Origin of the sequence: Caenispirillum salinarum AK4, from assembly GCF_000315795.1 — a bacterium.
Taxonomy (GTDB): domain Bacteria; phylum Pseudomonadota; class Alphaproteobacteria; order Rhodospirillales; family Rhodospirillaceae; genus Caenispirillum; species Caenispirillum salinarum.
The window spans coordinates 153,387-167,723 of sequence record NZ_ANHY01000017.1 but is presented as its reverse complement, the minus strand read 5'-3'; the positions used below and the strand labels follow the sequence as shown (position 1 = coordinate 167,723).

Sequence of the window (14,337 nt, the reverse complement as noted above, 5' to 3'; positions counted from 1 at the left end):
CCCGGCAGAGATCATTCCGCCGCCATGGACGCACGCGCGGGCTCCAGCCCGGCGGCGGCGGCATAGGCGGCGAGCGTCGCGTCGGTCATGGCGGCGGCGGTGTAGCGGCGGGCGCGGCCGCGGGCGGCGGCGGCCAGGCGAAGGCGCAGGGCCGTGTCATGGGCCAGCGTTTCGCAGGCCTCGGCCCAGGCGGCGGGCTCGCGCGGCGGCACGAACAGCGCCGCGCCGTCCCATAGCTCGCGGAAGGTGGGAATGTCGGATACGACAAGAGCACAGCCGGCCCGCGCCGCCTCCAGCACGCCCAGGCCGAAGGGCTCGTAGACGGACGGCGCGCAGAAGATGGCGGCGCGGGAAAACTCCCGCGTCATGGCATCCGGCTCCAGGCGCCCGAGCATGTGCGCGGCCTTGAGCGGCGCGGCCTCCCCGTCGTCCGGCCCGGTGGCGTCGCCAGCGATGCGCAGGGGCCACTGGCCGGCGGCGGCGGCGTGTTCCAGGACGGCGATGTTCTTCGCCTCGTCCCACACCCGGCCTGCCGACAGCACCACCGGCGCCTTGGCGGAAAGCGCCTTCGAGGGTGTGGCGCCCAGGCCGTTCAGCACCGCGCGCGACGGCCCGACGGCGCCGAAGCAGCGGGTGACGTCGGCCAGGTAGGCCTGCGTCGGGGCGACCACCAGGTCGGCCGCCCGCAGGCCCGCGCGAACCTCCGCCTCATACCGGTCGAACAGCGGCGGCGGGGCTTCGCCCTTCACGGCGTCGAACCACGACAGCACATCGGAATGCGCCGCCACCACCACGGGCGCCGACCACGGCAGGCGGCCGTGGGCATAGCCGTTGAGGTGGATGAGGTCCGGCCGGTAGCGGCGTTCCAGCCGCAGCAGCCAGTCGCCGGCGGCCGCCACGTCGTCCCACGGATCATCCGGCATCCACTCCAGCGCGTAGGCGGAGCATTCCAGGATCACCCCGTCGATGGCGCGGGCGGCGCGCATCTGCGCCTCGGTCGGGGTCCGGCCCATGGTGGCGATCACCACCCGCGACCCCCGCTCCGTCAGCCCGCGCGCCAGTTCCAGGACGTAGGTCCACACGCCGCCGATGGTGTCGGCGGTCATGAGGACGCAGCGGGGCGCGGGGTGGCGGAGCGCCATCCTCATTCGGCGGCCCTCCGCTCCAGGTCGGCCAGCGGCAGCGGTGTGTCTTCCTGGATGTCGCTGAAGTCCACGTATTCGCGCAGGTAGTAGTCCATGGCGCGTTCCCAGGCGTGGTCGTCCAGCCGGCCGAACAGCTTGCGGTAGTCGGGACTGCCCGGATAGGGGAACAGCGGCACCGGATCGTTGGCCCAGACACCGCGCTCGCGCACCACCTCGCGCCAGGCGTCGATCTGCGCCGGGTCGTCGGTGGGCAGTTCGATCAGGTTGGCCTGCACGAAGGGCACGAACGTCTTGGCGTGGATAAGCCGCTCCGTCAGGTCGTCGGTGCCGAGCTTGCAGTTCTTGTCGAGCATGGCGCGGCCCTCGGGCGTGATGCTTTCCACGCCCGCCTCGATGGAGACACACCCCGCGCGACCCAGAAGCTCGATCATGGGAAACTTCCAGAGGTCCAGGCGGGTCTGGATGCCGAACTCCACATCGCGCTCCACCAGCGCCTCAAGCAGCGGCTTGTCGGGCAGGAAGATTTCGTCGACGAAGTACAGGTATTCCACGCCCTGCCCGATCAGCCGGTCGATCTCGGCCATCAGGGTGGGCAGGTCGCGCTTGCGGTACTTGTCGCGGAAGTTCTCCTTGGCGCAGAAGGAGCACGAGAACGGGCACCCCCGGCTCGCCTCCACCTCCGCGCCCGGCGCGCTGGGCGCGCGGTCGAAGCGGTGGTGGTGGTGGCGGTGACGCGCCACCCAGGCATCTGGCCACTCCAGCGCCGGCAGGTCGGTGAAGGTGGCCGCCTGCGGGCCGCCGTTGACCTTGATGCCGCTTTCCATCTTCGCGTGCCAGAAGGCGAGCCCCGGCATGTGGGCGCGGTCCTCTCCATTCGCCAGCTTGACGACGATCTCCTCGCACTCGCCCATCACGATCTCGTCCACCTCCAACTTGCGCAGGGCGGCGCGCGGGGTGGTGGAGCCGTGCGGGCCGACGGCCACCAGGCGCCCGGCGTGGGGGCGCACCGTGTCGATCACCTCGCGCGGGACCCGCAACTCGGGCGGGGCGCAGCGCCAGAACAGGTAGGTGGGTGCCGTGGTCACCACCGTCATGTCGGGCGCGAACGCTTCCACCCGCAGGCGGACATCCTCGTGCGTCAGGTCATCCATGTGGGCGTCGATGATTTCCGCCTCGTGGCCCTCGCGCTCCAGCAGGGCCTTGGAATAGCCCAGTTCCAGCGGCAGGTGAGGCTCGCGGCAGCCGAAGTAGATGCTGCCGTCGAACGACCAGGGCGGATTGATGAGGCAGACCTTCATACGGCGACCCTTTCCTCCGTCTCTGTCGGTTCCTCGGCCACGGCGCCGAAGCCGTGCGTCACCAGCCAGTCGCGCAGGCGGGCGAAGCCATCGTCGACGGACACGCGCGGGCGCCAGCCCGTCAGGCTCTCGAAGGCGCGGGTGTCGCTGACGTACCAGGGCTGGTCCCCCGGCCGCCAGTCGCCGAAGGAGACGTCGACGGATCGGCCCGTCAGGCGCTCGATGGCGCGGATGGCCTCGATCAGCGAAACGGCGTTGCGCGGCCCGCCGCCCATGTTGAAGGCGCGGCCCTTGACCTTCTCCATCTGGCGCTCCGCCAGCAGGTAGGCATCCACGATGTCGTCGACGAACAGCACGTCGCGCACCTGCTTGCCGTCGCCGAACAGGGTGATCGGCTCGCCCTTCAGCGCCTGGATCATGAAGTGCGCCACCCAGCCCTGATCCTCGGTCCCGAACTGGCGCGGGCCGTAGAGGCAGCTCATGCGGAAGACCGCGGCCGGCAGTCCGTAGATGCGGGCGTGATCGATGACGTACTGGTCCGCGCCCCCCTTGGAGCAGCCGTAGGGCGAATACAGTTCCAGCGGCTGACGCTCCGACACGCCGTGCGCCCGCGCGTCATCGTCCACCGGCGCGTGCCGATCGCCCTGAAGCGCCAGCGGAATGTCGGACAGCGAGCCGTAGACCTTGTTGGTCGAGGCAAACACCAGCTTTGGCGGCGCGGCCATTTCGCGGGCGGCCTCCAGCACGTTCATCACGCCGCCCAGGTTGATGTCGAAATCCTCGCGCGGGTCGTTCACGCTGGTGGTCACCGCCACCTGTGCGGCCAGATGGAAGACGCTGTCGGCCTCCTTCACCACGTCGCGGACCGTCCAGCGATCGCGGATGTCGCCGGGCACGGGCTCAATGCGGCCGGGGTGGCTGTCGATGAGCCAGGCCAGATTGTCCTCGACGCCGCCACGGCTCAGGTTGTCGAAGATGCGCACCTGCCGGCCTTTGGCGGCCAGCCGGTGGGCGATGTTCGAGCCCAGGAAGCCGGCGCCGCCGGTGATCAGCACGGGCTTTTCCGCCTTGCCGGTGACGGCGGGTGCCGCGGCGTCGGGGCTGTGGCACAGGTGCTCGTCGACCCGCGCCACCGCGTCGATGCCGCCGCGCTCCAGCAGGCGGAACAGCAGCTTGGGGCGCCCCTCCGGCGTGCGCAGGCCGAAGTGGTAGTGGCGTTCGTCGACGTGGAAGCCTTCCTGGCTGGGAATGTCCTTGTGCAGGTCGCTCCAGGCGTACCAGTAGGCGCGCTCGACCGGCGCCTTCAGCAGGTCGAGGAACACTTCCGTCTGGGTCGGCTCGTCATGGCGCCAGGTGGAGTAGCCGGCTTCGGTGATCCAGAACTCCATGGGCCGGTCCAGGTCGGCGAGCACCGCGCGCACCTCGTCCACCTGACGCGCCCAGGTCTGGCCGTCGTGGGTCCAGGTGCCGGGGAAGCCGTGGAGCGAGATGGCGTCGATGTTGTCCAGCGCACCGTACTCGCGCATCAACTGGACCCAATTGGGGTCGGTCGGGCACATGCCGCCCAGGACCGTCTTCTTGCCGCGCTGGTGCATCCAGTAGGACGCCATGATGATCATGTTGGCGAACTTGCGCCAGCTGGGGTCGATGCGCCAATCCCAGTCGTTCAGGTTGTTGGGCTCGTTCCACAGCTCCACCCACTCGAAGCAGTCGCCGTGGTCGGTGACCAGGACGTCCAGGAAGTCGGCATAGGCCTTGAGGTCCGCTGGCGGGCTGGAGGTCTTTTCCACCTCGCCGATGGACGGCGGCGTGTAGGTGACGCAGGGCAGAACCTCCACGTCCTTCGCCAGCCGGGGCAGCAGCCAGGCGTACCAGTCGCGGCCGCCGGGCGTGTGATACTCCGCCCAGCTGACGCCCGTGCGCAGGTGCGTGATGCCCATGCGCTTGAGGTCGGCGAGCAGGGTCTCCACCAACTCGTAGTCGCCGGGGCGCAGCCACTCGACGACGCCGACGGCCGGCGCGCTTGCGGGGGTCTGGGGCTTGCGGGGCTCGGCGTTCATGCCACCAGCCCCCGCTGGCGCAGTTCCTTGTCGGCCTCGCCGACTCGGTCCTCGGCGGTCTGGGAGGCAACCCACTCAACCAGTTCGCCCAGACCCTCGTCGAAGCCGACCTCGGGTCGGAAGCCCAGCAGCTTTTCCGCGTTGGTCAGGTCGGCGAAGCAGTGGCGGATGTCGCCGACGCGGTATTCGCCGGTGACCTCGGGCGCGATGTCCTGCCGGCCCATGGTACGGGCGAGCGTCGCGGCGATCTGCTCCACCGTATAGATGTTGCCCGACCCTATGTTGATGGCGTGCCCCGCGCTCTCCGGCCGGTCCAGCGCGTCGGCACAGGCCCGCGCGACGTCCTTCACATGTACGAAGTCGCGGCGCTGGCGGCCGTCCTCGAAAATGCGGGGCGCCTTGCCGTTCAAGAGGCGCGAGGCGAAGATCGCCAGCACGCCGGTGTAGGGGTTCGACAGCGCCTGCCGCGTGCCGTAGACGTTGAAGAACCGCATGGCCGTGGTGGGAATGCCGTAGGCCTGCCCGGTGATCAGGCACATGCGCTCCTGCGCGTACTTGCCCAGTGCATAAATGCTCGCCAGTTCCGGCTGCTTGCTTTCCGGCGTTGCGATGGGGGTCAGCGGCAGGCCGTCGGTGCTGACCGGCTCCCACTGGCCTTTCTTGAGTTGCTCGGCCGATCGGGTGGCATTGGAGATGAGGGCGCCATGCTCATCCTCGTACAGGCCTTCGCCGTAGATGCTCATGGACGAGGCGACCACCAGGCGCTTCACCGGCCGCTCGATGAGCAATTGCAGCAGCGTCGCCGTGCCCAGGTCGTTGACGGCGGTATAGTCGTCGATCTGGTACATGCTCTGCCCGACCCCGACCATGGCCGCCAGATGATAGACCGCATCCACGCCCTCGAGCGCCTGGCGCAGCGCGTTGGCGTCCCGCACGTCGCCGCGCATGAATTCCACGTCCGGCGAGAGGTAGTCGGGCACGCCGGCGTCCTTGCCGTGCACCTGGGGGGACAGGTTGTCGAATACCCTCACGTGGTGGCCGCGCGCCAGCAGGGCGTCGGCCAGGTGAGACCCGATGAACCCGGCCCCGCCGGTGATCAGTATCTTGGCGCTCATGGGTCCTCCTTGGGATTGCACTCGGGGGAGGCAACGCGACCGTTGAGCGACAGGTTCCTCATCTTCAGCAGCAGCCGTATCAGGCGGGCATGAAGGGCAAGGAGAAGCCGCTGTCGCCATAGTCATCGTGGCTCCTCTTCCGACCGCAACGCGCCGAAGTCGAGGCCCGTTGACGCAAAAATCGCAGATCAGCCTTCCGGAAGCCCAAAACAGGCTTCCAAAGGCCAGAAGAAGCCTTTTTCATCCACCTGACGGGGATCGTTGCGCGCCCATGACGATTGACGACGACCTTGCCGCCGAGGACCTGGAGCGCCACGGCCTGCGGTGGTCCTCCGATGCCGAACCCGGCATCCGCCGGCGGCGGCGCGGCAAGGGGTTCAGCTATCACGACCCGGGCGGCGAGCGCATCCGCGACACCCGCACGCTCGACCGTGCCCGGCGCCTGGCCGTGCCGCCGGCCTACAAGGACGTGTGGATCTGCATGGACCCCGACGGCCACCTTCAGGCCACGGGACGGGATGCGCGCGGCCGCAAGCAGTACCGCTATCACGCCCGCTGGCGCGAGGTGCGCGACGCCGCCAAGTATCACCGCCTGCTGGATTTCGCCGCCACCCTGCCCGGCTTGCGGCGCCGTGTCTCGCGAGACCTGGGACGCGAGGGCCTGCCGCCGGAAAAGGTGGTGGCCGCCGTGGTGCGGCTGCTGGAGAACAGCCTGATCCGCATCGGCAATCCCGAGTATTCCAAGGACAACGAATCCTATGGCCTGACCACCCTGAAGGACGATCATGTGGACGTCGACGGGCCGGACCTGCACTTCGACTTCACCGGCAAGGGCGGCAAGGAGTGGGAGATCGACGTCAAGGACCCGCGCGTCGCCGCCGTGGTGGAGGAATGCCAGGATCTGCCCGGCCAGCGCCTGTTCCAGTACGTGGACGAACACGGCCACCATCACACTGTCGGCTCGGACGATGTGAACGCCTACCTTCACGACCACACCGGCGACGGGTTTACCGCCAAGGACTTCCGCACCTGGGCCGGCACGGTTCTGGCCTACCACGCGCTGTGCGCCGCGCCCGAGCCCGCCACGAAGAAGGCCCGCCAGAGCGAGCTGAAGGCCGCCGTCAAGCAGGTGGCGGAGCGGCTGAAGAACACCCAGGCCATCTGCCGCAAGTGCTACGTCCATCCTGCCGTCATCGCCCATTGGGAAGAGGGCACCCTGCCGCAGGCCTGTGCACGGGCGGCGGACCGCGAAGACATCGCGCCCAATGCCCTGCGCAAGGACGAGCGCCAGGTCTGGGCCTTCCTGAAGATCGCGGAAGAAGAGGCACAAGGAAAAAAGTGAGCGGCGGTCTCGAACGCTTCACCGGCGATAGTCGTAACTCGGACAGATCACCGAACGGAAAGACATCAGACGACGGAGGTGACATCAATGAGTGACACCGGCCTCGACATCTTCGACCGCACCGTCCAGGTCTCCAACGAGTGGCTGAACGAGATCAACGCCGAGTTGGGCGGCGAGAAGAAGCACGCCTATCATGCCCTGCGCGCCACGCTCCACGCCCTGCGCGACCGCCTGACGGTGGACGAGGCGACCAACCTGGGCGCCCAGTTCCCCATCATGGTCAAGGGCATCTACTACGACCAGTGGCACCCGGCCACCAACCCGGCCAAGGACGAGCGCACCAAGGAGAAGTTCCTGGCGGCGGTGGACGAACGCCTGAGGAAGTCCGCCACGGACGACGACCCGGAACGCGCCTGCAAGGCCGTCTTCGGCCTGCTGCAAAAGCGCGTCACCGCCGGCGAGATCGAGGACGTGAAGCACATGCTGCCGGCGGAGGTTCAGACGCTCTGGCCGCATTGATTGACGGGTGCGGTGGACGTTTTCTGACGACAGAGCGGCAGGATGGTTAGCACCGTAGGCGGAGTCCTGCTTTCAAGGCCGCGAGGAAATAGGTGGACGTGCGCCGGAGGAAGCGCGGCAGGACGGTTAGCACCCCGTGTGGATTCCTGCTTTCGCAGGAAAGACGATGATTTTTAGGCTGTAAATCAACAAAATAAAAAAAGTCCGTCGCCCCTGCGAACGCAGGGGTCCACCTCCGGCGCCCGCCACCCTGCCGCTAGCCTATCGCAGAGCGTCGAACACCGACTCAGGAGGCGGACGCCGACGCGCGCCGCCTCCTTTTCGTGTGCAGGAAGGGCAGCGCTTCGACCACGAGGATGCTCGCCAGGATCAGGCCGGCGCCGGCCATCTGCTCAGCCGTCAGGCGTTCGCCCAGGACGATGGCGGCGGCGATGGCGGCGAACACCATTTCCGAACTCAGGATCAGCGCCGCATCGGCGGGGTGCGCGCCCCGCTGCCCGACCACCTGAAGGGTGTAGGCGACGCCGACGGAAAGGATTCCGGCATAGGCGATCTCGAAGGCGGCGCCTGTCAGGGCGGCCACGCTCGGCGTCTCCAGCGCCCAGGCGCCGGCCATCCCAAGGATGCCGACAGTGAAGAATTGGGTGCACGCCAGCCCCAGCGGTCGGTCCGAGCGGCCGACGAACGCGCCGACGGCGATGACGTGCAGCGCCCAGAACAGCGCGCTGCCGATCACCCACAGGTCGCCGTCGGAAAAGCCGTCCAGCCGTCCGCCGTTGAGGAACCACGTTCCCGCCGTGCAGCCGACGACGCCCGGCCACACCGCCCAGTGCGGCAGCTTGCGGAACAGGAACAACGCCAGCACCGGCACCATGGGCACGTACAGCGCCGTCAGGAAGCCGGCGTTGGTGACACTGGTGTGGATGATCCCCACCTGCTGGGTGTAGGAGCCCAGGAACAGCAGGACACCGCACAGCACGAAGCCCAGCCGGTCGCCGCGCCTGGTCGTCACCCGCGCCCGCGCCCGCTCCCGCAGCGCCAGCGGCAGGATGACCAGCGCGCCCAGGATGAAGCGGCTGCCGGTAAACGCCAGCGGCCCCAGGGCATCGTCGCCCGTCGCCACCGCGCCGCTGTCGTCCACGAAGGCCAGCTTCTGCACCACGAAGGTGGAGCCCCACAGGATGGCGGTCAGCAGAAGCGTCAGGTCGGCGATCAGGCGGCGGGGCATGGCGGAGCCTCGGTGATGCGGGGGATGCCGCACGCTTATCCCGCGCCCTGCAAAGACGGAAGAGCCAAAGCGGCGCCCTCCTCCGGCACCGCTTCGGCCCTTCCGCTCCGTACGCCGGTCAGGCACCGCCCCGGGGGCCCGCCTGACCGGCCTCTCCCCCTGGCGTTCCGTCAGGCGGCTTTCTTGCCATCACGGATGGCGCAGAACTCTTCCAGAAGCTCGGCGGCCCACTCGGGCATGTAATCCTTGAAGGTCAGGATGTCGGGGCGGCCGTCCATCTCCAGCAGGATGCGCGGGTCCTGGCCCTCGAAGCAGCCGAGGTTCGGGTTGTGGACGTTGTAGCCGATCAGTTCCTGCAGCTCGCGGCTGTAGGTCTTGGCGATTTCCGGCGGGTTGGCCAGGTACTGGTTTTCCGCCTGCCGCAGCCAGCCCAGGCAGTAGGCCATGGACAGGCCCGTGCGCGGCGCGGCCGAGCGGTTGGCGCCGCCGCCGTGGACGGTCGATCCCAGCCACACCGCCGCCGACCCGCGCGGCATCTCGGCCTGGACGATGCGGGAGTCGTCGGGCAGGCGCTCGATCTCGGGGTCCTTGTGGCTGCCGGGCAGGATGCGCGTCGCCCCGTTCTCGGCGGTGAAGTCCGACAGCGCCCAGACCACGTTCATCTGGTATTCCATGCGGCCACGCTCGACGGGCCACAGCTCCTCGTCGGCGTGCAGCAGCTGTTCCGGCTCGCCGGGATGGATCTGAATGGTCTGGGTGCCCGACAGCTGGATGCTGTCGCACCAGGGCAGCAGCATGCCCTTCACCACGTCCAGGATGAACGGGTTGGCGCACAGGTCATGGCTGGCGCGGGACTTGGCGAGAACGCTGGCGTGGCGGCGGGTCTTCCAGCCGAAGAAGTTGCCCTCGCAGAACGGCGTGCGGTCCAGATAGGCCGACAGGTCGGCGTCCACCCGGTCGATCACCTCGCCCGGCACCAGATCGGTCAGCACGACGGCGCCGTCGCGCTTGAGCGCGGCATGCACGTCCTCCACCGGCGTGGAGGCGGCGGACAGGGTGCGCACACCGGTCGCGGCGGCGGCGGGAACGGTCTTGGCGGTGGCGGGGCTGATGGCGTTCATGGCGATGGTATCCTCTTCAGTCGTTTGCTCGGTGGCCGGCGGCGCGCAAGGCGCGGCCTATTCCGGCCACTCGTGGTCCAGGGCCTGCATCGCGAGCGCGATGGCGGCGGCGGTTGTGGGCAGGTTGGTGTCGCTCATCTCGCGGTGCAGGTAGCGCAGCATGGCGCGCAGGGCCTGGCGCTGGTCGTCGTCGGCAAGCGCCTGGTCGAGAACCTGCGTCGGAAACGGAATGACGGTGCTCATGCGTCGCACTCCTGGCCTCGGGTGTGGGTGTAGATGTCGAGAGCAGCGCGGATGGTGGTCGCCAGGTCCTTGAGCGCGGCGCGGTCGGCCTCGCGCTCCAGGTAGCAGAGCCCTTCGACGATGTGGCGTTCGGCGGCGGCGTCGTCCGAAGCCTGGGACGGCCGCCGATGGTGGACCGGGGCGGCCGTCATGCGGCCACCGCAGGGGCCATGGCGTCGTCGTCTGCCAGGCGCAGGACCGGCTGGCGCACGCCCGTGACCTTGCGCACCGTCTCCAGCCGCTCGGCGGAAACCTCGGTCAGCCACACCGTGCAAGGCACGCCGTCGATGCGCCGGGTGGGGCCGACGGCCCAGGTGTTCATGCCGTTGCCCAGCAGGAACGAGCGCACGAAGGTCGGCGGCATCAGGTGGATGTAGCGCTGCACGCCGTACATCAGGCCGAACTCCATGATGCCGACCACCATCTCCCGGCGGATCTGGCGGCGCAGGGCCGGCGAGGCGGACGGATCGACGGCCAGGCGGGTCGCCTCCCACGTCAGCGTGTCGCGCGGCAGCGGGACGTCGGTCACCATCTCGGGCCAGATGTCGGCAATCATGTAGGGGACGTTGGTGGGGCTGAAGCGGACCACGCCGCGCGCTTCGCCGTCGTCGTCGCGCCACACCAGGTAGTGGGCGGCCGGCGTATCGTACTGGTCCCACTCCATCTCGTTGATGTGGGGCACGTTCCAGCCGGCCCGCTGCACGAAGACGCGATAGCGCAGCCGGTGCTGGCCGGCAAGGGCGTTGCCGAAATGATGGGCTGTGCCCCAGGTCAGGCAGTCGAGCATTGGTCCCTCTCCGTTATCGCTTTAGTGGTCCGATTGGACGCGAAAACGGGGAGGAAAACACCCTGAGCAACCCCTCAGGGTGCTTAAACCTGAAGGTTAAACAGTCATGGCGAGAAGACTTGAGATTGATTCCCCGTTTGGGCGTAGCGATGTACGCGGGTCAGCGGCCGCACCAGAAGACGGCGCGCCGGTCGCGGCGGGACGGGAAGCCCGCCGGAAATCCCAACCCTCCGCCTTCCCGCGCGGAATGTCCAGCCCGTCATGAAAATGCCATCAACAACTGACACTTGCGTGACGCCGGTCATCCGTCAAAACGCGCGAATCGCGTTTCAACGTACGCGCGACAGGGGGCCCCGGCCGACCGGTCGCCATGGACCGGACGGGACCGGGATGCTATGCCCGTGGCAGCGTGCCACCCCAGCCGGAGATCCGCCCATGCGCCGCCTCGGCCTTTTCCTGCCCGGCCTCACCGCCCTGATGCTTGCCGCCGGCCCGCCCGCGCAGGCCGCGGAAGTGGGCTGCGTTTCCACGGTCTGGAAGATGGTCGGCCCGGACCACAAGATCTGCGTCGACGCCTTCGAGGACCCCAAGGTGGACGGCGTCGTCTGCCACGTCAGCCGGGCGCGCACCGGGGGCATCAGCGGGGCGCTGGGACTGGCGGAGGACACCTCCGACGCCGCCATCGCCTGCCGGCAGGTGGGGCCGATCACCATCAAGGAAGAACTGGAGGACGGCGAGCAGGTCTTCAGCGAGCGCCGATCGATCATGTTCAAGCGCCTGCAGGTGGTGCGCTTCCACGACCGGCCGCACAACACGCTGGTCTATCTGGTCTACAGCGACAAGCTGGTGGAGGGCAGTCCCAAGAACAGCCTCTCCACCGTGCCCGTCATGCCCTGGGGCGGAACCCCGGCGCAGGGTCCCGGACTGGAGTAGGCCTCAGAAGTACTTGAGCGGCACCACGGTGAAGGCTTCATCCTCGCCGACCTCGACGGCCGCCTCGCCGAAGTCGGGCGGGCCGAAGTTGATCTTGGCGCCGTTGCTGAAGCCGACGCCTTCCTTGGGCGTGCCGAAGAACGAACGGTCGATTTTCGCGTTGGCGTTCTCGTCGTGGTAGGCCTGCACCGCGTAGGTCCCCGGCGGAACGTCGGGCACCATCAGCGTCACCGTGCCCACGGCGGCGGGGGCGGAGGCGACGAAGCGGCATCCCGGCTTGAGGAACTCGTCCTGCGTGCACACGGCGATGCGCACGTTGCCGCGGTCGCTGGCGACACCCGCGACGGACACCGTGATGCCCGGGGCGACACGGGCCGCCACGGCATTGACGGTTTGCGCCGCAAGGGGCGCGGCTGCGGCGGCCAGGGCGGAAACGATGGCGAACGGACGGACAAGGCGTCGGATCATGGTCATGCCGCCACCTCCGCGCGCAGGTCGTCCAGCCACTGCGTCACCCGGCGGCCGTTGGTGCCAAGGTCGCTCTTGCCGTAGTGGGAACGACTGAAGACCGCCAGGGTGGAGCGGTCCTCCGCCAGCGGCACGAACCGCGCCGTCACCGTATCGGGGAAGCGCAGGACGGGGGTGCGCACCTCCCAGTCGCCCTGCATGGCGGCCTCGTCCCAGGCCAGGCGCTCGGTATGGGGCTTGGACGCCACGATGCGCTCCCACGCCGCCTTGAGGTCGGCGGCGGGCACGGCGAACTCCGGCGCCTCCCCATGGGTTTCACCCCGGCACAGGCCCGCCGGGCAAAGGATGTATTCATTGCTCGCCGGCTCGCGGTCCCAGTCCTCGAACACCACGGCGTGGCGCTCGGGCGGGCCGAACAGCGTGGGCCAGACGGCGTCCCGCCCCTTCACCGCCGCCACGGCGACATACCCGACCAGCGGCAGAACGGCCGCCAGCCCCATCACTGTGCGCGCTTTCACGTCATCCCTCCGTATCCGTACCAGACCGGGCGCCTGGGGGCGCCATTCCGCTTGTTACGGACGCCGGCCCCGGAACAGACCACCTAGGCCGCCATGCACCAGGCGCAACCACCCCGCCGCCAACTTCGCGTCAGCCTCCGAGGGCGGCCGCAGGTGGGGACGGAATCGCCCCTTGCGTGTGGATATTACCTTGGGATGCGTCAGTTCGAGAAGCCCTTCCGTGCCGCGCGTGACGCCGAAGCCGCTGCGCCCGCGCCCGCCGAAGGGAAGCCGCGGGTCGGCCGTGGGCACGATGATGTCGTTGATGGTCACGCCCCCCACCCGCAGGGCCTCGGCCACCTCGCGCGCCGCCTTCTCGGGTCCGAAGACGGTGGCGCCCAGGCCGTAGGGGCATTCGTTGGCCTGCTCCACGGCGGCCTGGGTGTCGGCCACCGGCACCAGCGAGACCACCGGCGCGAAGACGTCCGCCTGCAACAGGCCCATCCAGGGCGCGGCGTCCGCCACCACGACCGGCTTGAGCGCCCCTTCGGCGGGGTCGAAGGTCCCGTGGGCGAGGCGCGCGCCGTCCGATTCCGCCTGCCGGACCAGGTCATGCAGTTGGCGGCGCACCGGCAGCGGCACCGGCACGGCGGGAATGGAAGCGATCTCGTACAGCAGCTTGCGCTCCAGCGCCGCCGCCGCCTCGCGCGGGACGAACACCCGGCGCGGCGCGATGCACGTCGCCCCGCCGTTGAGCCGCAGGCCATAGGCGACGGAGCGCGCCACCAGGTCCAGGTCGGCACGCGGCAGCACCACCACCGCGTCCGACCCCGACAGTTCCATGGTGGCCGGCGTCAGCGTCTCGGCCAGGCGGCGCTGGACGGCCTTGCCCGTTTCCGCCGAGCCCGTGAGCAGAACCTTGTCGACGCCCGCGTCCATGGCGGCCTCGGCCTCGGCCACGGTCTCTCCCAGCACGTGCAGCAGCCCTTCGGGCAGCCCGGCGTGGTCGAGCATGGCCGCCAGCTTGTAGAGCGGCGCCGCGCACTGTGGCGCGGGCTTGACCACCACCGCGTTGCCCGCCACCAGCGCCTGGACGATCTGGATGCCCGGCAGCATGAGCGGATAGTTGCTCGGCGCCAAAATCAGCACCACGCCCAGGGGCTCGGGCGTGACCACGGCCGAGGTGCCCGACAGCCAGGCCGGCCGCCCCTCCCCGCCCAGCTTGCGCGGGGCGAGAAGGTCGCCGGCCTCGCGTTCCAGGAAGCGGCAGGCCTCGGCCAGTGGCAGGACCTCTGCCATCAGCGTCTCGCCGGGCTGGCGGCCGCCGTAGGTGCGCACCGCGCCTGCCAGGTCGGTCGCGCGGCGGCCGATCATGCGGCGCAGGCGGCGGATGACCTTGAGGCGGCGGCGCAGCGGCGTGCGCCCCCATAGGCCCTGCGCCGCACGGGCAGCGGCCACGCGGCGGGCGGTGGCGGTTGCGGCGTCGGCGTCGGAAGCGTCGGCCCGGGCGTCCCTGTTGTCGTCGTCGCGCATCCCTGTCCT

The 14,337-nt window shown here is 69.3% G+C and carries 15 protein-coding genes; 3 read left to right on the top strand and 12 right to left on the bottom strand.

The features are described 5' to 3' along the window. Window positions 1-11: 11 nt before the first annotated feature. Genes C882_RS16760 through C882_RS16745 form a run of 4 tightly spaced genes read right to left on the bottom strand, consistent with a single transcriptional unit; the run spans window position 12 to window position 5,618 of the window. Complete coding sequence (locus tag C882_RS16760) at window positions 12-1,148, bottom strand: glycosyltransferase family 4 protein (protein ID WP_009541840.1); 1,137 nt, start codon at window positions 1,146-1,148, stop codon at window positions 12-14. After that, complete coding sequence (locus C882_RS16755; protein WP_009541839.1) at window positions 1,145-2,443, bottom strand: TIGR04295 family B12-binding domain-containing radical SAM protein; 1,299 nt, start codon at window positions 2,441-2,443, stop codon at window positions 1,145-1,147. The genes C882_RS16760 and C882_RS16755 overlap by 4 nt, the downstream gene beginning before the upstream one ends. Further along, window positions 2,440-4,503 carry an NAD-dependent epimerase/dehydratase family protein gene (locus C882_RS16750; RefSeq protein WP_009541838.1) on the bottom strand — a complete coding sequence of 688 codons (2,064 nt, stop codon included), beginning with the start codon at window positions 4,501-4,503 and terminating at the stop codon, window positions 2,440-2,442. The genes C882_RS16755 and C882_RS16750 overlap by 4 nt, the downstream gene beginning before the upstream one ends. Continuing rightward, window positions 4,500-5,618, bottom strand: a complete 1,119-nt coding sequence (locus C882_RS16745; protein WP_009541837.1) for an NAD-dependent epimerase/dehydratase family protein — start codon at window positions 5,616-5,618, stop codon at window positions 4,500-4,502. Before C882_RS16745 ends, C882_RS16750 begins: the two co-directional genes overlap by 4 nt. 271 nt (window positions 5,619-5,889) lie before the next feature. Between C882_RS16745 and C882_RS16740 the strand changes: the two genes are divergently transcribed. After that, window positions 5,890-6,960 (top strand): DNA topoisomerase IB, encoded by a 1,071-nt coding sequence (locus C882_RS16740; RefSeq protein WP_009541836.1) that lies wholly within the window; start codon window positions 5,890-5,892, stop codon window positions 6,958-6,960. A gap of 87 nt (window positions 6,961-7,047) precedes the next feature. Next, window positions 7,048-7,479 carry a DUF2267 domain-containing protein gene (locus C882_RS16735; RefSeq protein WP_009541835.1) on the top strand — a complete coding sequence of 144 codons (432 nt, stop codon included), beginning with the start codon at window positions 7,048-7,050 and terminating at the stop codon, window positions 7,477-7,479. 286 nt (window positions 7,480-7,765) lie between these two features. Here C882_RS16735 and C882_RS16730 read toward each other — a convergent pair whose 3' ends face one another. The 5 genes from C882_RS16730 to C882_RS16710 all read right to left on the bottom strand — a co-directional run bounded on the left by C882_RS16730 (window position 7,766) and on the right by C882_RS16710 (window position 10,897). Then, complete coding sequence (locus C882_RS16730) at window positions 7,766-8,707, bottom strand: DMT family transporter (protein ID WP_009541834.1); 942 nt, start codon at window positions 8,705-8,707, stop codon at window positions 7,766-7,768. A 170-nt stretch (window positions 8,708-8,877) separates the two neighbouring features. Beyond that, window positions 8,878-9,828 (bottom strand): phytanoyl-CoA dioxygenase family protein, encoded by a 951-nt coding sequence (locus C882_RS16725; RefSeq protein ID WP_009541833.1) that lies wholly within the window; start codon window positions 9,826-9,828, stop codon window positions 8,878-8,880. Window positions 9,829-9,885: 57 nt separating this feature from the next. After that, window positions 9,886-10,071, bottom strand: coding sequence for a hypothetical protein (locus tag C882_RS16720; RefSeq protein WP_009541832.1), 186 nt, complete (start codon window positions 10,069-10,071; stop codon window positions 9,886-9,888). Then, window positions 10,068-10,262, bottom strand: coding sequence for a hypothetical protein (locus C882_RS16715; protein WP_009541831.1), 195 nt, complete (start codon window positions 10,260-10,262; stop codon window positions 10,068-10,070). Before C882_RS16715 ends, C882_RS16720 begins: the two co-directional genes overlap by 4 nt. Further along, a complete protein-coding gene (locus tag C882_RS16710; protein WP_009541830.1) occupies window positions 10,259-10,897 on the bottom strand; it encodes an acyl-homoserine-lactone synthase in 639 nt (212 codons plus the stop codon). The genes C882_RS16715 and C882_RS16710 overlap by 4 nt, the downstream gene beginning before the upstream one ends. Before the next feature lie 435 nt (window positions 10,898-11,332). On the opposite strand from C882_RS16710, the gene C882_RS16705 reads away from it, so the two are divergent. Beyond that, window positions 11,333-11,830: a CreA family protein gene (locus C882_RS16705; protein WP_009541829.1), complete on the top strand. Its 498-nt coding sequence runs from the start codon at window positions 11,333-11,335 to the stop codon at window positions 11,828-11,830. A 3-nt stretch (window positions 11,831-11,833) separates the two neighbouring features. Here the strand turns inward: C882_RS16705 and C882_RS16700 are convergent, their stop codons facing one another. From C882_RS16700 to C882_RS16690, 3 genes are read right to left on the bottom strand one after another with little or no spacing between them, the layout of a single operon-like run. Continuing rightward, the gene (locus C882_RS16700; protein ID WP_009541828.1) at window positions 11,834-12,304 is read right to left on the bottom strand and encodes a DUF2141 domain-containing protein; all 471 of its coding nucleotides are present in this window, start codon (window positions 12,302-12,304) and stop codon (window positions 11,834-11,836) included. Next, on the bottom strand, window positions 12,301-12,816 hold the full coding sequence (locus C882_RS16695; protein ID WP_152415376.1) for a DUF1499 domain-containing protein: 516 nt from the start codon (window positions 12,814-12,816) through the stop codon (window positions 12,301-12,303). Before C882_RS16695 ends, C882_RS16700 begins: the two co-directional genes overlap by 4 nt. Before the next feature lie 54 nt (window positions 12,817-12,870). Then, on the bottom strand, window positions 12,871-14,328 hold the full coding sequence (locus C882_RS16690; RefSeq protein WP_009541826.1) for an aldehyde dehydrogenase family protein: 1,458 nt from the start codon (window positions 14,326-14,328) through the stop codon (window positions 12,871-12,873). Window positions 14,329-14,337: the final 9 nt, after the last annotated feature.